Below are 16,872 nucleotides of genomic sequence, written 5' to 3' on the forward strand. Positions count from 1 at the left end.
GACACAGTGAAGAGGAACAGGCGGCGATGGCCTCTCCCGAGCACGAGGACGAACAGCGACGACCCGCCCCCGGGCGCCCGCTTCCCCCGGGTGACTCCCTTTTCACCCCGGGCGCGGGGCGGTTGCGCCACGAGGTGGAGCGGCGCAGCGCGGTGCCCCTGGTGTGGCTGCACCAGAGGCCGGGTTGGCTGCCACCGGTGGTGTTGGGGGCGCTGTTCCTGGCGGGTCTGATGGCACCGGGGTGGTTGGGCGCTCCGTGTCTGCTGCTGGTGGCGGCGGCCTTCGGGTGGCTGGCCTTCCTGACCTGGCCCTCGCTCCACCGGCAGCAGCGGGTGCCGCGTGTCCTGATGATCGTGGTGGTGCTGGTCCTGGCGGTGGCGAGGATGCTGGGCTTCTGAGGGCCGGGGGCGTTCGGCTCCCGGGGCCGGGGGACGCTCGTCACTCTTGTCAGTTTTGACAATCATTTTCGTTTTCGTGATAATGAAGCAGTGTCTGCCCAGTTCACGGAGGACGGGGCCCCGGGCCCCGACACCCCGCACGCTTTCCAGGCCGTCGACGCGCACGCCGCCTACGACGGTGTCACCGTGCTCGACGGCGTGAGCCTCGACGTCCCCGTGGGTCAGACCATGGCCGTCCTCGGACCCAACGGTTCGGGCAAGTCCACCCTGATGCGCGCGATGCTCGGCATCGTGCCCCTCACTTCCGGGCGCATCCTTCTCCACGGGACGCCCCTGCGCCGGTTCCGGCACTGGAAGCGGATCGGCTACGTGCCCCAGAGGCTCACCGCCGGGGGCGCGGTGCCCGCCACCGTGCGCGAGATCGTCGCCTCAGGGCAGGTCGCCCGGCGCCGCCGACTCTCCCTGCCCACGCGGGCCGACCGCGCCGCCGTCGACGAGGCCCTGGCCGCCGTGGACCTGTCCGACCGTGCCGGGGACGCCGTGCGCGAACTCTCCGGCGGCCAGCAGCAGCGCGTGCTCATCGCCCGAGCCCTCGCCGGACGCCCGGACACCTTCGTGATGGACGAGCCCATGGCCGGGGTCGACGCGGAGAACCAGCGCGCCCTGGCCAGGGCGATCACCCACCTGCGCGACCGGGGCAGCACCGTGGTCCTGGTGCTGCACGAACTGGGTCCTCTGGAGGAGGTCATCGAACGCGCGGTCGTGCTGGAGCACGGCCGGGTCGTGCACGACGGCCCCGCCCCCGCCGCCACCGGCGAGTGCGCGCGTCCCGGACACGAGCACCAGCATCCGCACCCCGACCCCAACGATCCCGACCCCCGCTCCGCGCACACCACCGCGCCGACGGAGATGGTCCGCCTGGAGGTACCCCGCCGTGACTGAGCTGCTCCAGTACGAGTTCATGCGGCGCGCGCTGCTCGCCGCGGTGCTGGTCGGCCTGGTCACCCCGATCATCGGCACCTTCCTGGTCCAGCGCAGGTTGGCCCTGCTGGGCGACGGCATCGGACACATCGCCCTGACCGGTGTGGCGCTGGGCCTGCTCACGAGCACCTCCCCGGTGCTCACGGCCGCTGTCGTGGCCACCCTGGGCGCCATCCTCATGGAGCTGGTTCGGGTGCGCACGCGCACCAGTGGCGACGTGGCGCTCGCGCTGCTGTTCTACGGCGGCATCGCGGGGGGTGTCCTGCTCATCGGGATGACCCCGGGGGCGAGCAACGCCACCCTCACATCGTTTCTGTTCGGTTCGGTGAGCACCGTGGGCGAGCAGGACATCTGGATCGTGGGCGTGCTCGCGGTGGGCGTGGTCGCGGTGCTGGCCGTGTTCGGCCGGGAGTTGTTCGTCCTGTGCCAGGACGAGGAGGTGGCCAGGGCCCACGGCCTCCCGGTCCGCTTCCTGAGCATCCTGCTGGCGGTGACCGCCGCGTTGACCGTGGTGATCGCGATGCGGGTGGTCGGCGTGCTGATGGTGAGCGCTCTGATGATCGTCCCGGTCGCCGCCGCGCAGCAGCTGAGCCGCAGTTTCCGGGTGACGATGGGGTTGGCGGTGCTGATCGGCCTGGTCTCCTCGCTCGGCGGGCTGACCACGGCCTTCTACTCGGACCTCGCACCGGGGGCCACGATCGTGCTGCTGGCCCTGGCCGTCTTCTGCCTCGCCGTGTTGCTCGGCGGGGTCCTGCGCCGCGTGACCAAGCGGCGGACACCGGCACCCCTGCATCCCGTGACGGGGAGTCCGGCGGATACGATGCCCCAGACAGATCGGGGGAGGGTGACACCATGAGTACACGTCGCGAGGCCGTCCGTCAGGCACTGACCGAGTCCTCCGGTTTCCGCAGCGCGCAGGACCTGTACGCGGACCTGCGAGCCGACGGTTCCAAGATCGGCCTGACCACGGTGTACCGGGCTCTTCAGGCCCTGAGCGACTCCGGTGAGGTCGACGTCCTGCGCACCGACGACGGCGAGGCCGTCTACCGTGCGTGCGACACCGAGAGTCACCACCACCACCTGGTGTGCCGGACCTGCTCCACGGCCGTGGAGATCGAGGGTCCCACCGTGGAGCGGTGGGCCGCCGAGGTGGGGGCCAAACACGGCTTCACCGGGGTGACCCACACGGTCGAGGTGTTCGGCACCTGCGGCCCCTGCTCGCTGCGCCCGGCCCAACAGGGCAGCGCACAGCAGGTCTGACCGACGACTGCCGATGGCCCCGCACACGCGTGCTTGAGTTCTAGTGGTCGTTGCAACACCCCACTTGACGGGGTGCGATGGACGACTTCGAGATCCGACAGAACCGGGACCCTCAGGGACCCAAGAAGCTCCAAGCTGAACGGGCGACCTATCTTGCCCTTGTGGCTCAAGGAGTAAGTACGACACAGGCGTGCCGGATCGTCGGCGTGAACCGCAAGACGGGACACCGCTGGCGATTCGGCCGCCCCACCCGAACCAAAGACGGGCAGGAACGCTCTCTTGCCCCTGCCCGCCCCACTGCTGAGCCGACCTCTTTCGGCCGTTACCTGACCGTCGACGAGCGCATCCAGATCGCAGACCTGCACCGTGAAGGTCTGGGTGTACGAGCCATCGCCGCTGAGCTGGGCCGATCCCCTTCCACGATCAGCCGGGAACTACGCCGCAACGCCACCGTGGACCCGCGCGGAAAAGTCCACTACCGCCCCCACGCCGCCCAAACCCGCGCCGAAGCCCGCAGGCCCAGGCCCAAACCCTCCACGTTCGCCCTGAACCCCGAGCTGCGTGCTGTGGTCCAGGAACTGCTCAACGACAAGTGGAGCCCAGAACAGATCAGCCGTAGGCTCAAACGGGACTTCCCCGAGCGGCCGGAGCTGCACGTGTGCCACGAGACGATCTACCAAGCGCTCTACGTCCAAGGCCGTGGGGAACTGCGCCGGGAGCTGGCTGCCGCGCTGCGCTCGGGGCGGGCCCGGCGCAAGCCCCGCCGCCAGGCCCAGCACCGCCGGGAGCGCTTCGCTCATCCGATGGTGATGATCAGCGAACGCCCGCCCGAGGTCGCTGATCGGGCGGTGCCCGGCCACTGGGAAGGGGACTTGATCATCGGAGCAGGTGGCACTTCGGCCATCGGCACTCTGGTGGAGCGCTCGACCCGGTACACGATGCTTCTGCACCTGGGCCAGGGGCGCAGCGCCGACCAGGTCCAAGAAGCGTTGACCTCAACGGTGGTGACCCTGCCCCACCATCTGGCGCGTTCGGTGACCTGGGACCAGGGCTCGGAGCTGGGCCGCCACCACGAGTTCACCGTGGCCACCGACATCCCGGTCTACTTTTGCGACCCGGCCAGCCCTTGGCAGCGGGGTTCGAACGAGAACACCAACGGCCTGCTCAGGCAGTACTTCCCCAAGGGCACTGACCTGTCGGTGCACTCGCGTGAGCACCTGGAAGCAGTCGCTGTCCAGCTCAACGGGCGCCCACGCAAAACGCTCGGCTGGGATACCCCAGCCGAGCGCCTCGCTAAGCTGCTCCAAGCGAGCAACTGACCTTCTGTGTTGCGACGACCCCTAGAATCCGCACACGCGTGTGCGGGGCCATCGTCGTGTGTGGCCCCGGTTCACCCGGGCGGTTCCTCGCCGTTCTGGAGGGTGCACGCGGTCTCCACCCGGTGGTTACCGGCTGGTAGCCGTGTCGTGTCATGACTGGGCCAGGCTGTGCCCTCGTGTACAGACGAACCACGGCCGCGCTGCTGACCGCGCTGCTGATCTCCCCGCTCCTGTCCGCCTCCCCCGCCTCCGCGTCGGAGGACCGGACCGATCCCCGCGTCGTCACCCACAACGCCTTCCTCCTCCCCAGGGCCCTCCACCCCAACTGGGGCCAGGACATCCGCGCGGACCTGACCGTCCGGGACGGGCTCCTCTCCGGTCAGGACGTCGTGGTCCTCCAGGAGCTCTTCGACAACTCCGGCGCCGACCGCCTGCGCGCGGGTCTGGCCGAGGAGTACCCGCACGGCACTCCCGTCGTGGGCCGTTCCAGGTCCGGCTGGGACCACACCACCGGCTTCCGCGACGGGACCCTCACCAACGGCGGTGTCAGCGTGCACAGCGTCTGGCCGATCGTCCGGGCCGAACAGCACGTCTTCGCCCGCGCCTGCGGCGCCGACTGGTTCTCCAACAAGGGCTTCGCCTACGTCGAGCTGGACACCCCCGACGGCCGCCTGCACGTGGTGGGCACCCACATGCAGTCCGAGGACGGCGCGTGCGGTTCCGGCGAGGACGTGCGCGTACGCGAGGACCAGATCGACCAGATCGTGGCGCTGCTGGACGCCAGGGGCATCCCCGACGACGAGCGGATCTACCTGGCCGGTGACCTGAACATCGTGGGTGGCGGCGCCGAGTGGGAGCGCGCCGTCGAGCGGCTGGACGCCGTGGCGCCCGACCACACGGGCGACGCGCCCTCCTGGGATCCCTCAAGCAACTCGATCGCCGCGCACGGCTACTCGGACTGGGACGCCCAGCAGCTGGACCACGTCCTGCCGATCCGCAACGGCGCCGCACCGCGTGCCTACGTCAACGAGACCCGTGCGGTGAAGAGCGAACCCTGGACGGTACGCTCCTGGGGCCGCTCGTACACCTACGACGACTACTCGGACCACTACCCGGTGTTCGGTTCCACCCCGCGCCCCTGACCCCCGGCGGGGAAGCACCCTCGACAGGCCCCGGCCCATGGGGGAATCTGGGAAGGAACGCGTTGGGCCACTGGACGAAGCACCCGAAGAAGGAGGGTGAGGAGGCGCTCCGGCGGATCGCGGAGCTCGGGTGGCGGGTCGAGGACCCGCCCACGTACTACACGATCAAGTGTCCCTGCGGATCCCACCAGCGACAGGTCCACCTGTCGCCCTCCAACCCCAACTACTGGACCCAGACCGTACGCTATGTGAGACGAGTGTGCCCGCCCGAGCAGCAGGAGGACGTGTGAGCGTGAGGACCGCCACCCAACTGTCCCTTCAGTTCCGGCTGGGCTCCGAACCGGCGAGCACTCCGGAGATGGTCCACGCGCACGGCGAGTCCGTGATGCGGGAGCTGCTCGAACTGGAGCGGCACAACCCCGACTTCACCGACTCGACCGTGAGCACCGACGCCCTGGCGCGTACCGTCACCGTGGAGATCCTGGTCCTCGACGAGGGCGACCCCCCGCGGGTGCTGCGCCGGGCCCTGGACCTCGTCCGCACGGCGATCCACGCTGCGGGCGGCGCCACCCCGAACTGGCCGGTCGACGACCAGCCGAGCCGGGTCAACATGGCCACCGCCCAGGACCTGGTCACGGCCACCTGAGGTCTCGGCCCCGAGTCCATGTGTGCGGAGGCCCCCACCGCGGGTCGCGGTGGGGGCCTCGTGTCGTCGGAGCCGCTCGGCCAGTCGTCCCACGGCACGCGGGGACTCGCGCGGCCACGACCGGACCTCTCGGTCACGGGTCACCGGGGAGCGCGGACCGCGCGACCACCGGAACCCGTCAGCGGCCGTCCTGGGAGGGCTCGCAGCGTTCCAGTGTGGGGCGCTTGGCGTCGACACCGTCGCCCGAGGAGCGGCCGGTGAGGCGGCGGTGGATCCACGGCACCAGGAACTCGCGGGCCCAGTGCAGGTCCTCCTGCCGGGCGGTGCGCCAGTCACGGGCCTCGGGCGGCGGCCAGGCCTGGTTCCAGTCGGAGTCCACCGGGACGTCCAGGACCTCGCACACCCGCAGGGCCAGCCTGCGGTGTCCCTCTGAGGACAGGTGGAGGCGGTCCCAGTTCCAGGCACGGGCGTCCGAGAGCACCTTCATGCTCCACACGTCGACGACGTCACAGCCGTACCTGTCGGCCACGGCGCGCATGTGCATGTTGTAGGTGGCGATCTTGCCGCGCAGATGGCGCATGACCGGCTGCCAGTTGGTGTCGAAGCCGGTGAAGATGACCACCCGGGCGCCGGTGGCGCGCAGGTCGGCCACCATCGACTCGAAGATCGCCACGACCTGGTCCGGGTCACTGCCCGGACGGATGATGTCGTTGCCACCAGCGCACAGGGTGACGAGGTCGGGCTTCATCTCGACCGCGCGCGGCACCTGCTCGTCGCGGATCTGCGCGATGAGGCGTCCACGGATGGCGAGGTTGGCGTAGCGAACCTCGGGCACGTGGTGGGCCAGGTGTTCGGCCACACGGTCGGCCCAGCCCCGGTAGCGGCCGTTGGGCACGCTGCCGCTGTCCGGGTAGGGGTCGCTCATGCCCTCGGTGAAGCTGTCCCCGAGGGCGACGTAGGACAGGATGTCCTTGCTTTTCAGGTCACCGGGAGATCCGGTCGGCACACCGCTCATGGTGTTCGATGATGCAACTCGACGCCACGGTTACGCGACAGTAGGTTGTGGATTTCGCCTGTTTTGGGGCGGAACTCACACCATGCGCGGTGTGCCCGGAACGGTGTCGGAGGCGCGGTCAGCGGTCCTTGGTGAGCGGGGTGAGCACGGGACGCTTGGCGGTCACCGTGTCGCCCGAGGACTTCCCTGTGAGGCGGCGGCCGATCCACGGACCGAGGGAGTCCTTCACCCAGTTCAGGTCGTCCCGGCGCGCCTCGGTCCAGCTGACCGGTTCCGTCTCGGGCCACGGCTCGTCCCAGCGCTCACCGGTGGGCACCCCCAGGACCTCGGCCACGCGCAGCGCCAGGCGCCGGTGGCCCTGCGGGGACATGTGCAGTCGGTCCTCGTCCCAGGCGCGGGAGTCGGTGAGTACGTCCATGGACCACTGGTCGACCAGGAAGCAGTCGTGCTTGTCGGCGATCGCGCGCACGTTGAGGTAGTAGCGCGCGAACGGCCCGATGGTGCCGCGCATGTACCCCGTGGAGACGTTCACCCCGGTGAACAGCACCACCTGGCTGCCCTGGGCGCGCAGGCGGGCCACCGTGTGGTCGAGGATCCTCGCCAGGCGCTCGGGGTCACCGGCGGGGCGCAGCAGGTCGTTGCCGCCCGCGCACAGGGTGACCAGGTCCGGGGCCATCTCCAGGACGGGCGGGACCTGGTCCGTGATGATCTGGCGGATGAGCTTGCCTCGCACGGCCAGGTTGGCGTACTCGATCTCGCCCACGTGGTCGGCCAGGTGCTCGGCGAGCCGGTCCGCCCAGCCCCGGAACACGCCGCTGCCGTCCGGATAGGGGTCACCCACGCCCTCGGTGAAGCTGTCACCGATGGACACGAGTGACATCCCCGGCCTGACCAGCGCCTCGTCGGTCCGTCCCACCATCACTTCTCCTCCTCGGACACCGGGTTGGGCACGGCGCCGCCGTACCGGCGGTCCCGGCTCGCGTAGATCTCACAGGCCCGCCACAGGTCGCGGCGGTCGAAGTCGGGCCAGAGCGTCTCCAGGAAGACGAACTCGGCGTAGGCGGACTGCCAGAGGAGGAAGTTGGACAGCCGCTGCTCACCGGAGGAGCGCACGAACAGGTCCACCGGGGGCACGTCCGGGGCGTACAGGTGCTGGGTGAGGGTGTCCTCGGTGATCTTCTCCGGGGAGATGCGCCCCGCGGCGGCCTGGCGGGCCAGCTCGCGGGCGGCGTCGACGATCTCGGCCTGACCGCCGTAGTTCACGCAGAACTGGAGGGTGAGCCGGGTGTTGTCCCGGGTCATCTCCTCGGCGTCCTTGAGTTCCTTGATGACGCTCTTCCAGAGCATGCCGGGGCGCCCGGCCCACTTGACGCGCACGCCGCGGGCGTGCAGCTCGTCGCGGCGGTTGCGGATGGTGTCGCGGTTGAAGCCGAGGAGGAAGCGCACCTCGTCGGGTGAGCGCTTCCAGTTCTCGGTGGAGAAGGCGTAGGCGGACAGGTTGGGGACGCCCATCTCCAGAGCGCCCTCGATCACGTCGAAGAGCGAGGACTCACCGGCCTTGTGCCCCTCCGTACGCGCCAGACCGCGTTCCTTCGCCCAACGGCCGTTGCCGTCCATGACCACGGCCACGTGGCGTGGCACGAGGTCGGCCGGGACCTGCGGGGGCCGGGCCCCGCTCGGGTGCGGGACGGGCGGCGTGTAGTCCGGCTCGCGCCGCCTACCGTTGTCGAAGCTGAACAGACTCAAGAACGCTCCACATGGCGCAGTGATCGGATTCCGTTTTCCAGGTGCCACTGTAGGTAGGCCGCGACCAGCCCGCTGCACTCGGAGCGCTGCTTGCCGTCGCTGGCGTCCGCGCTGTCCCAGTCGCCCCCGAGCAGGGCCGACATGAGCCGGAGCGTGTCGGGCGCGGGGTGCGTGGAACCGTGGGGACGGCACACCGAGCAGACCATACCTCCGGCGTGCACCGCGAACGCACGGTGCTCCCCCCTGCTCCCGCAGCGGGCGCACTCGGTGAGGGCGGGCGCGTACCCGGCCACCGCGAGGGAGCGCAGGAGGTAGGCGTCCAGCACCAGCCGGGAGTCGTGGCTCCCCTCCCCCAGGGTGCGCAGGGCACCGATGAGCAGGAGGAACTGGCGCAGGGCCGGGTCCTTCTCCACGGCGACGACCTTCTCGGCGGTCTCCAGCATGGCGGTGGCGGCGGTGTAGCGGGAGTAGTCGGTGACCACCGCGGCGCCGTAGGAGCGCACGGTCTCGGCCTGGGTGATGACGTCCAGGGTCCGGCCGGTGTGCAGCTGGAGGTCGACGTGGGTGCACGGTTCCAGCCGGGCGCCGAAGCGCGACCTGGTGCGGCGCACGCCCTTGCCGACGGCGCGGACCAGGCCGGTTCGCCGGGTCAGGAGGGTGACGATGCGGTCGGCCTCGCCCAGCTTCTGGTTGCGCAGGACGACGCCCTCGTCGCGGTAGAGACTCACCTCCCCATTGTCGCGGATGGTTCCGACCGCCCCGTGTCGGCCGACCCGTGTGGGGCGCCGCGCCCCATCCCCGGTTCGCCATGACGCGCACCACCCTGAGCTGGTTTATTACGGTTTGGATTCCCTTTTCTCGATATTTGCTCTACTCTCACGCGCTAGGGCCTGACGGTTTCGGTCCCGCCGCCCTCCCCCCGCGGCCAGGACGACCGTGACCGTAAACCCCACGCGGGTGCCCGATTCCCCATCCCGGTACGGAAGGCAGAGCGATATGGCGCGAGGTCGTCGAGGCAGGCGCAGGACAAGCGCTCGCGAACAGCGCTCAGACCGCGAGGCGCGACGCAGGAGGATCCCGGTCGTGGCCGCCGTGGTGGCGGTCCCGGTGGGGCTGACCCTCGCCGGGGCCCTGGTGCTCTCCGGGCTCGGTGACCAGCCGGACCCCGCGGACGGCACGACCGCCGCCGACGCGAGCGGCGAGATCGGGGGTTCGGTGAGCGACGACTCCAACGCTCCCGAGACGCACGCGGAGGACGACTTCTTCGCAGAGCCCACGGGCACCCCCGGCGACGCCGGGCCCCGGGGTGACGGAGGCCCGAGGTCCTCCACCGTCACCGCCTCGTCCTCCGCCGAGGAGGCCGAGGAGACCGGCTCCGACGAGGGCGGTCGCGAGGGCGGCGGCAGCGGTGGAGGCGGGGCCGGCAACGGCGGCAGTGGCGGCGGAGGGGGCGGCGGCAACCAGACGACCGGTGGCCCCCGGACCACGGCCGTGGTGACCCTGGTCAACGACGAGCGTGCGGCCAACGGCTGCGGACCGCTGCGTGTGGACGACAGGCTGGCCGCGGCCGCCCAGGAGCACAGCGAGGACATGGCCGCGCGCGACTACATGTCCCACGAGAACCCCGACGGTGAGGGCCCGGGCGACCGGGCGCAGCGGCACGGCTACGACGCCTGGGGAGCGGAGAACGTCGCCAAGGGCCAGACCAGCGCCGAGCAGGTCATGGACGCCTGGATGAACAGCCCGGGCCACCGGGCCAACATCCTCAACTGCGGCCTGGAGGTGATCGGGGTCGGCGAGTCCGGCAACGCGTGGACCCAGAAGTTCGGCTGGGAGTAGTCCCGCCGTCCCTCAGGTGACACGAGGGCGGGCCGCGTCCCCGATGGGGCGCGGCCCGTTCGCGTTGTTTCGGACGTGTCGTGGACTGGTGTCCGGTTGTCCCGTCCAGGGGCCGTCGGGCTAGCGGTCGGGGTTCGGTTCCGTGGGGCGCAGGCTCACGGATGGCGTGTGTATTCCCTCCGGCGGCACGGAACGGGGCCCGCGACGAGTGTCGCGGGCCCCGTTCCCCCAGTGCCGGGGGAAGTGTCGGGCGCCCTGTGCCGGGGGCGCCTGACGGTGGTGGATCAGGCGCGGCCGATGGCGCTGCACATGGCCTTCAGCGAGGCCGTCGTGATGCTGCTGTGGATACCGACGCCCCACACGGCCCTGCCGTCGATCTCGGCCTCCACATAGGCGGCGGCGCGGGCGTTGCCGTCCTCACCCATGGAGTGCTCGACGTAGTCGATGACCCGGACCTTGACGTCGACGTCGGCCAGCGCGTCACCGAACGCGGAGATGGGACCGTTGCCGGTGCCCTTCAGCTCGCGGATCTCACCGTTGACCCGGGCGTCGGCGTGGATCGAGTAGGTGCCGTCCTCGGCGGTGCTGGAGCGGTGCGCCAGGACCGCCACCGGGCCGGTCTCGGCCAGGTAGGTCTGCGAGAAGATGTCCCAGATCCGGTCGGCCGGGAACTCGCCGCCCTCGGCGTCCATGAACTGCTGGATGACCTGGGAGAACTCGATCTGCAGGCGGCGCGGCAGGTCCAGCGAGTGGTCGCGCTGCATGATGTAGGAGACGCCGCCCTTGCCGGACTGGCTGTTCACCCGGATGACCGCCTCGTAGTTGCGGCCCACGTCCTTGGGGTCGATGGGCAGGTACGGGACGTCCCACGGGTAGTCCTCGACCGACGTCCCGGCCTCCTCGGCGCGGGCGTTCAGGTCGGTGAAGCCCTTCTTGATGGCGTCCTGGTGGGAGCCGGAGAAGGCCGTGTACACCAGGTCACCGCCGTAGGGGTGGCGGGGCGCGACCGGCAGCTGGGTGCAGTGCTCGACCGTGCGGCGGACCTCGTCGATGTCGGAGAAGTCGATCTTCGGGTCGACGCCCTGGCTGAACAGGTTCATGCCCAGGGTCACCAGGCAGACGTTGCCGGTGCGCTCGCCGTGGCCGAACAGGCAGCCCTCGACGCGGTCGGCTCCGGCCATGACGGCCAGCTCGGCGGAGGCCACACCGGTGCCGCGGTCGTTGTGCGGGTGCACGGACAGGACCACGTGCTCGCGCCGGGTCAGGTTGCGGCTCATCCACTCGATCTGGTCGGCGTAGACGTTGGGGGTGGAGCGCTCGACCGTGGCGGGCAGGTTCAGGATGATCTCGCGGCCGGGGCCGGGCCGCCAGACGTCCATGACGGCCTCGCAGACCTCCAGGGCGAAGTCCAGCTCGGTGTCGATGAAGATCTCGGGCGAGTACTGGTAGCCGAAGTACTCGGTGTCGCCCAGGTACTTCTCGGCGAAGCGGACCACGTGGCGGGTGCCCTCGACCGCGATCTCCTTGCAGGCCTCGCGGTCGACACGGAAGACCACACGGCGGAAGGTGGGGGCGGTGGCGTTGTACAGGTGCACGGTGGAGCGCTTGGCGCCGACCAGGCTCTGCACGGTGCGCTCGATCAGGTCCTCGCGGGCCTGGGTCAGCACGGAGATCTGTACGTCGTCGGGGATCAGGTCGTCCTCGATCAGCGACCGGACGAAGTCGAAGTCGGTCTGGCTGGCGGAGGGGAAGCCGACCTCGATCTCCTTGTAGCCCATCTTGACCAGCAGCTGGAAGATCTCGTGCTTGCGGGTGGCGTCCATGGGCTCGATCAGCGCCTGGTTGCCGTCGCGCAGGTCGGTGGACAGCCAGCGCGGCGCCTCGGTGATGCTCTTGGCGGGCCAGGTGCGGTCGGGCAGGTCCACCGTCTGGAACGGCTGGTAGCGGTGGAACGGCATGGGGCTGGTCTTCTGCTGCGGCACCATAACGGTGTGGCTCCTCGGGAAAATGTGGCGCGTGATGTCGTGGTCGACAAGGCAAGCCGAAGTCCCGCGGCGAGGGGCCGACCTTCTAACGATCCCCGCCGCGGCCACTAAGAAGGAGGAGCTCGCGCAGCATAACGATCGTCACGCTAGCAGACGGTCAACGGATTCTGGTACCCAGCGTCCACATGATGGGACGCACCCTGCCTGAACTGGGACACGCCGACCGGTTTTTCAGCATTTCCACCGATCCTCGAAATCAGGTACCTCGACTTCAAGATACAGACGCGAGCAGCTACCCTGGAGGGGAACCCTTCAGTGCTAGGGGGGTCACACGGAGTCCGTCGGCGGGACCCAGGGTGCGGCCAACACCCGAGGCCCCGGCAGGCAGGTAAGCCCAGCCACCGCAGGGCCGGTACCGCCGACGGACATCCTCACAGCGTCGGCGTCAGTGGTCGTCGAGGTCGAACTCGACCCACATGAGATACGCCCACTCCTCCTCGGTGCCGATCCGTCTGCTTCCCCAACGGCTGGCGAAGTGCGCGATGAGCGTGAGCCCGGTTCCCTCGGCCTGCTCCACACTTCCCCACACCGGGGGGACCCGTGCCACGTCGACGGACTCCCTCTCCCCCACGGAAAGGCGTAAGACACGCTGGGACGGGCCTCTGTCGCGCAGGGACAGACTTCGGAACACGACGACCCCCCGACCGGCCCAGGAGGCCCGGGTCAGGGCCCCGGTGAACATCTCGCACAGGCAGAGTCGCAGGGCGTCCTCGGTCTCCTCCCCCACACCGGGAAGGCGGGACAGGTCCTGCACCAGGTCGTCACGGGCCACGCCGATACGGCGGGGGTCACCCGGATACCAACGGGACTTCCAGCGCCGCTCGGTGCAGGGTTCGTTCGGGTGGACGCGGGTTCGGTTCATGGCTTCACTCCTCAGGATGATGGGGAAACACTCAGGACCGACGACTCGTCATCGATCCACACGCTCTGCCAGTCGGGCGTCACCGTCAGACCGAACCGGTCCGGGGCCGGGCGACCGGCCTCCCGCCAGAGGCCGTGAGCCCGTTCGAGTTCGTCGGCCAGGAACCTGGGTCCCTTCTGTCGGACCTCGGACCTTCCGATCCTTGGTTCGGCCGGCGTGCGCAGGAGTGCCCAGGAACCCGTGGCCGGGTCCACGAGGCAGAGGGAGACGGAGTGGCCGGCTCCGTGGCGCACGGCCCAGCCCACCCCGGGGAGGAGGAGCCCCGCCGCGAACACGGCGGAGTCGTCGAGGAGATCGCCGCGGCCCAGTTCCGATCCGCGGACGGCGCGGTCCGCCTCGGGACGCAGACTCCGTGAGAGACGACGCCAGAGTGCGAGCCCACTCTGCTGGCCACCGCTCCCCCGCAACGGCGAGAACCGGCCCCGTGCCAGGCCGTCCCCACCCACGCGGAGGTCGGCCAGTGCCAGCTGACGGGACGCGTCCCCCCAGGGCACGAGAACCCGTCCGCCGGGCTGGCACCGGCGTATCCAGCCGTAGGGAACCCGGTCGACCGGAGCGAAGCTCAGCACCCGGTCGCAGGGGCCCTGCTCCGGCCACCCCTCCGTCTTGTCGACGCTGACCACCCGCGGTTCGAGGCCGGCGGAGGCCAGACGGACACGGACGTGTTCGGATCGCGCGAAACCGGATTCCACTGTGGTGACGCTGTCGTCGCCCAGCCGCATCGTGAGGAGTCCGGCGCAGTAGCCGCTTCCGGAGCCGATCTCCAGGACCTGCATCCCCGGCGTGGCCCGGGAGGCGTCCAGGACCTCGGCCGCCAGCGAGGGGGAGCACACCGAGACACGGACCCGCCGCGTCAGTTCCTCCCCCGGCCCCGGCGGTTCCAGGATCTGGGAGTCGGCGTAGGCCCCACGAAGCCAGCCGTCCTCGTCCTCGTACCGGTCGAGCCGTACTCCCTCGGAGTCCTCGAACCGTTCGGGAACGAAGAGGTGACGTGGCACCGACTCGAACGAGGACCGCCACTCGATCGGTAACCGGCCCCGCGTCAGGAGCCGCCCGACGAGGTCCTTCCGGTGGGAGGTCACGGACGCCTCCCGTTCACCAGCCCTGACACGTGGAGGGCCGTTTCTCGCGAGGGGCTGTTGCGCTGACGCGTTCGACGCCGTGTCTCGGTTTTCAAGGTGGACGGACTCCATCCGCCGCGATCCGGACCCAATCAGGGTCTTGAGTCCATTACACGGCCGTTCGTTCTGGGTAAGGATGAACAGGGACATGGGAACCCGATCACCCTTCCTCGCGGAATCCCGAACGGATATACACCGGTGGTATGAATGCCAAAACACCTGGCCCACGCGCCACTGAGGCCACCACTTCCTTTCTGGAGCCGCCTGGACGTCCGCCGCTCCCTCACGGAACGGGACGCGGGGAGGCTCTTCGGCCTTCTTCGGCAACACACCGGTGCGAGCCAACAGGTCATCGGGTCCGCCGTGGACATGGCGCAGCCCCACGTGAGCGCGATCATGTCCGGGCGCAGATCCGTCACCGCGCTCAACACGTGGCTGCGTGTGGCGGACGGCCTGGAGATGCCCACCCAGGCCAGACGCGCCCTCGGACTCGCCGATGGCCCGGAAAAGCATGATCATGTGGATCCTGGGACAGAACTGTCTCTACAGCATGGCGAATTTTCTCCCTCCACCACAACGGCGGGGGACATCGCCGAGATCACGTTGAGGGACCTCATGAAACGCAGAGACGCTTTCGCGGTCGGCGGAGGATTGATCGCTGGCGCCGCCCTGACGGAGCTGGTCGAACACTGGTTGGCGCCGCGCGCCGCAGGGCTGGTGAACGGAAGGAATTCGATCGGGGAACTGGAACTCGAAAGGATCGAGGCGGCCACGGTCTGTCTGAGGCACTGGAGCGAGCGGTGGCGGATGGGGACTCGGAGAAAGGCGGTGATCGGCCAGCTCTCGGAGGTCTCCGAACTCGTGGAGAACCCGCAGGGGGCCAAGGTCCAGTCGAGGCTCTTCGCCGTCATGGCCGAGCTCGCCAAGATCGTGGCGTCGATGTCCTTCGACTCGGGGGACCACGCCACCGCGCAGCGCTACTACGGAATCTCGCTCAGGGCCCTGCAACAGGCCGGGCCCGAGCACCGGGCCTACGGCATCGGCGTCCTGGCCGACATGGCACGCCAGATGCTCGACCTGCACCGCCCCGAGGACGCGCTCGACATCATCCGGCTGGCCCTGGACAAGTCCGACTCCCTCGGACTGCCGCCCGTCGCCCGGTCCCTGTTACGCACGCGGGAGGCGTGGTCGTACGCGCACATGGGCCGGGCCGAGGCCTTCCGCCGCTCCGTCCACCAGGCCGAGGACCTGTTCGAACAGGGAGGGGACCACCTGCCCTTGTGGGCGAGGAGCTTCGACCACGCCGAACTCTCGGGGGTGGTCGGCGCCCGTTACCGGGACCTGGGCCGTCGTCAACGCGAACCCGCGGAGAGGCGACGCTACGCGGAGCTGTCGGCGGAGTACATCCTGCGGGCCCTGGAGACACGACCCGAGGGCCAGGAGAAGGGGCGCGCGTTCGACCACGTGGGGCTGGGCCGGACCTATCTCGTTCTCGGCGATCCCACCGCCTCCGCGGCGTCCGTTCGCAGCGTGCTGCGATCCCGCTCCGCCATCGGGTCGGGACGCGTGCGCAGGAGGCTCGAGGACTGGCACACCGAAGCCGCCGCCATGCACCGGGACCCGGACGTGGCGCAGCTCCGCGAGGAGCTCTCCTTTACCCTGCTTCCACTGCCCCGTACGTGAAAGGGATGCTGTGACACGGATAGGTATCACCGGACATTCGAACCTGACAGGGAACAGCGCCCAGGTGGTCAGGGGGGCTCTGGCCGACGCGCTCGCCCCGTACAGGGACGCGGACCTGGTCGGGATCTCCTGCCTGGCACGCGGCGCGGACCAGCTCTTCGCCTCGGCCGTCCTGGAGGTGGGAGGTCGCGTCGAGGTCGTTCTGCCGTCGGCCGACTACCGTGAGAACAAGGTCAAGCCGCACGAGCGGGACTCCTTCGACGAGCTGCTCATCCGCGCCGACTCGGTCCGCTACATGCCGCACCGCAGTGCGGGCCGGGCGGCGTACGAAGCCGCGAACCAGACCCTGATCTCCCAGGCGGACCGGCTCTTCGCCGTGTGGGACGGCCAACCAGCCGACGGCCACGGCGGAACCGGGGACGCTGTGGAGACCGCCCGTCTGCGGGGTCTTCCGGTCGAGGTCATCTGGCCGGACGGCGTGCGACGCGGCTGAGGACCACGTGCAGGGCTCACCCCTCATCCCTCCCCTACGGACTTACCGAGGAGTCTCCGACGCGGACACCGAGAACTCTGTTCCGCCTGACCACGCCTTTGACGGGCGTGGCGGCGATCGAGCCGTGGGAGTTCCCACGGCCTCACCCACAACCTAGCCCCCGACCTCCGCCCGTGTCCGCGTTTTCCCGAAACTCTCCGGGCAGGCCCGAACTGTTCGCACGGGTCGCGAAGCCCCGGGGCCCCCCCCCCCCACCGCCCCC

18 protein-coding genes and 1 pseudogene are annotated in these 16,872 nt (G+C 69.9%); 12 read left to right on the top strand and 7 right to left on the bottom strand.

Annotated elements, in window-relative coordinates:
- Positions 1 to 26: 26 nt before the first annotated feature.
- From ADX84_RS10415 to ADX84_RS10450, 8 genes are all read left to right on the top strand, one after another.
- On the top strand, positions 27 to 398 hold the full coding sequence (locus tag ADX84_RS10415; protein ID WP_049571310.1) for a DUF6703 family protein: 372 nt from the start codon (positions 27 to 29) through the stop codon (positions 396 to 398).
- Between the two features lie 90 nt (positions 399 to 488).
- Complete coding sequence (locus tag ADX84_RS10420; protein WP_049571313.1) at positions 489 to 1,340, top strand: metal ABC transporter ATP-binding protein; 852 nt, start codon at positions 489 to 491, stop codon at positions 1,338 to 1,340.
- Entirely contained in the window at positions 1,333 to 2,235 is a 903-nt protein-coding gene (locus ADX84_RS10425) for a metal ABC transporter permease (RefSeq protein WP_049571316.1), read from the top strand. Before ADX84_RS10420 ends, ADX84_RS10425 begins: the two co-directional genes overlap by 8 nt.
- Positions 2,232 to 2,639 carry a Fur family transcriptional regulator gene (locus ADX84_RS10430; RefSeq protein WP_049571319.1) on the top strand — a complete coding sequence of 136 codons (408 nt, stop codon included), beginning with the start codon at positions 2,232 to 2,234 and terminating at the stop codon, positions 2,637 to 2,639. The genes ADX84_RS10425 and ADX84_RS10430 overlap by 4 nt, the downstream gene beginning before the upstream one ends.
- Before the next feature lie 77 nt (positions 2,640 to 2,716).
- Entirely contained in the window at positions 2,717 to 3,958 is a 1,242-nt protein-coding gene (locus ADX84_RS10435) for an IS30 family transposase (protein ID WP_049571323.1), read from the top strand.
- Between the two features lie 176 nt (positions 3,959 to 4,134).
- Complete coding sequence (gene sph, locus ADX84_RS10440) at positions 4,135 to 5,100, top strand: sphingomyelin phosphodiesterase (protein WP_199776545.1); 966 nt, start codon at positions 4,135 to 4,137, stop codon at positions 5,098 to 5,100.
- 62 nt (positions 5,101 to 5,162) lie between these two features.
- A complete protein-coding gene (locus ADX84_RS10445; RefSeq protein ID WP_049571329.1) occupies positions 5,163 to 5,390 on the top strand; it encodes a hypothetical protein in 228 nt (75 codons plus the stop codon).
- Complete coding sequence (locus tag ADX84_RS10450; RefSeq protein WP_049571332.1) at positions 5,387 to 5,746, top strand: hypothetical protein; 360 nt, start codon at positions 5,387 to 5,389, stop codon at positions 5,744 to 5,746. The genes ADX84_RS10445 and ADX84_RS10450 overlap by 4 nt, the downstream gene beginning before the upstream one ends.
- A 178-nt stretch (positions 5,747 to 5,924) precedes the next feature.
- Here ADX84_RS10450 and ADX84_RS10455 read toward each other — a convergent pair whose 3' ends face one another.
- The 4 genes from ADX84_RS10455 to recO all read right to left on the bottom strand — a co-directional run bounded on the left by ADX84_RS10455 (position 5,925) and on the right by recO (position 9,235).
- Complete coding sequence (locus ADX84_RS10455) at positions 5,925 to 6,761, bottom strand: SGNH/GDSL hydrolase family protein (RefSeq protein ID WP_049571335.1); 837 nt, start codon at positions 6,759 to 6,761, stop codon at positions 5,925 to 5,927.
- Positions 6,762 to 6,879: 118 nt separating this feature from the next.
- Positions 6,880 to 7,680: an SGNH/GDSL hydrolase family protein gene (locus ADX84_RS10460; protein WP_199776546.1), complete on the bottom strand. Its 801-nt coding sequence runs from the start codon at positions 7,678 to 7,680 to the stop codon at positions 6,880 to 6,882.
- Positions 7,680 to 8,507: an isoprenyl transferase gene (locus tag ADX84_RS10465; RefSeq protein WP_049571338.1), complete on the bottom strand. Its 828-nt coding sequence runs from the start codon at positions 8,505 to 8,507 to the stop codon at positions 7,680 to 7,682. Before ADX84_RS10465 ends, ADX84_RS10460 begins: the two co-directional genes overlap by 1 nt.
- On the bottom strand, positions 8,504 to 9,235 hold the full coding sequence (recO, locus tag ADX84_RS10470) for a DNA repair protein RecO (RefSeq protein ID WP_049571341.1): 732 nt from the start codon (positions 9,233 to 9,235) through the stop codon (positions 8,504 to 8,506). The genes ADX84_RS10465 and recO overlap by 4 nt, the downstream gene beginning before the upstream one ends.
- A gap of 355 nt (positions 9,236 to 9,590) precedes the next feature.
- Here recO and ADX84_RS10475 point away from each other — a divergent pair, with 355 nt between their 5' ends.
- Positions 9,591 to 10,346: a CAP domain-containing protein gene (locus tag ADX84_RS10475; protein ID WP_053107280.1), complete on the top strand. Its 756-nt coding sequence runs from the start codon at positions 9,591 to 9,593 to the stop codon at positions 10,344 to 10,346.
- Positions 10,347 to 10,630: 284 nt separating this feature from the next.
- On the opposite strand, the gene leuA is transcribed toward ADX84_RS10475, so the two are convergent.
- The 3 genes from leuA to ADX84_RS10490 all read right to left on the bottom strand — a co-directional run bounded on the left by leuA (position 10,631) and on the right by ADX84_RS10490 (position 14,395).
- Positions 10,631 to 12,331 carry a 2-isopropylmalate synthase gene (gene leuA / locus ADX84_RS10480; protein WP_049571348.1) on the bottom strand — a complete coding sequence of 567 codons (1,701 nt, stop codon included), beginning with the start codon at positions 12,329 to 12,331 and terminating at the stop codon, positions 10,631 to 10,633.
- 445 nt (positions 12,332 to 12,776) lie between these two features.
- The gene (locus ADX84_RS10485) at positions 12,777 to 13,253 is read right to left on the bottom strand and encodes a hypothetical protein (protein ID WP_049571351.1); all 477 of its coding nucleotides are present in this window, start codon (positions 13,251 to 13,253) and stop codon (positions 12,777 to 12,779) included.
- Positions 13,254 to 13,264: 11 nt separating this feature from the next.
- Positions 13,265 to 14,395, bottom strand: a complete 1,131-nt coding sequence (locus ADX84_RS10490; RefSeq protein ID WP_049571354.1) for a hypothetical protein — start codon at positions 14,393 to 14,395, stop codon at positions 13,265 to 13,267.
- Between the two features lie 246 nt (positions 14,396 to 14,641).
- On the opposite strand from ADX84_RS10490, the pseudogene ADX84_RS27080 reads away from it, so the two are divergent.
- The 3 genes and pseudogenes from ADX84_RS27080 to ADX84_RS10500 all read left to right on the top strand — a co-directional run.
- Positions 14,642 to 14,908 (top strand): annotated as a pseudogene (locus ADX84_RS27080) (helix-turn-helix domain-containing protein); the annotation flags it as partial.
- Between the two features lie 141 nt (positions 14,909 to 15,049).
- Entirely contained in the window at positions 15,050 to 16,117 is a 1,068-nt protein-coding gene (locus ADX84_RS10495) for a hypothetical protein (RefSeq protein ID WP_234003911.1), read from the top strand.
- Between the two features lie 10 nt (positions 16,118 to 16,127).
- The gene (locus ADX84_RS10500) at positions 16,128 to 16,610 is read left to right on the top strand and encodes a hypothetical protein (protein ID WP_049571361.1); all 483 of its coding nucleotides are present in this window, start codon (positions 16,128 to 16,130) and stop codon (positions 16,608 to 16,610) included.
- Positions 16,611 to 16,872: the final 262 nt, after the last annotated feature.

The organism is Nocardiopsis sp. SBT366 (assembly GCF_001083815.1).
GTDB lineage: Bacteria > Actinomycetota > Actinomycetes > Streptosporangiales > Streptosporangiaceae > Nocardiopsis > Nocardiopsis prasina.

Coding starts and splice junctions, on each gene's coding strand:
- ADX84_RS10415 (WP_049571310.1), top strand. CDS start 27: ATGGCCTCTCCCGAGCACGAGGACGAACAGCGACGACCCGCCCCCGGG.
- ADX84_RS10430 (WP_049571319.1), top strand. CDS start 2,232: ATGAGTACACGTCGCGAGGCCGTCCGTCAGGCACTGACCGAGTCCTCC.
- ADX84_RS10435 (WP_049571323.1), top strand. CDS start 2,717: ATGGACGACTTCGAGATCCGACAGAACCGGGACCCTCAGGGACCCAAG.
- ADX84_RS10455 (WP_049571335.1), bottom strand. CDS start 6,761: ATGAGCGGTGTGCCGACCGGATCTCCCGGTGACCTGAAAAGCAAGGAC.
- ADX84_RS10460 (WP_199776546.1), bottom strand. CDS start 7,680: ATGGTGGGACGGACCGACGAGGCGCTGGTCAGGCCGGGGATGTCACTC.
- leuA (WP_049571348.1), bottom strand. CDS start 12,331: ATGGTGCCGCAGCAGAAGACCAGCCCCATGCCGTTCCACCGCTACCAG.
- ADX84_RS10485 (WP_049571351.1), bottom strand. CDS start 13,253: ATGAACCGAACCCGCGTCCACCCGAACGAACCCTGCACCGAGCGGCGC.
- ADX84_RS10495 (WP_234003911.1), top strand. CDS start 15,050: ATGAAACGCAGAGACGCTTTCGCGGTCGGCGGAGGATTGATCGCTGGC.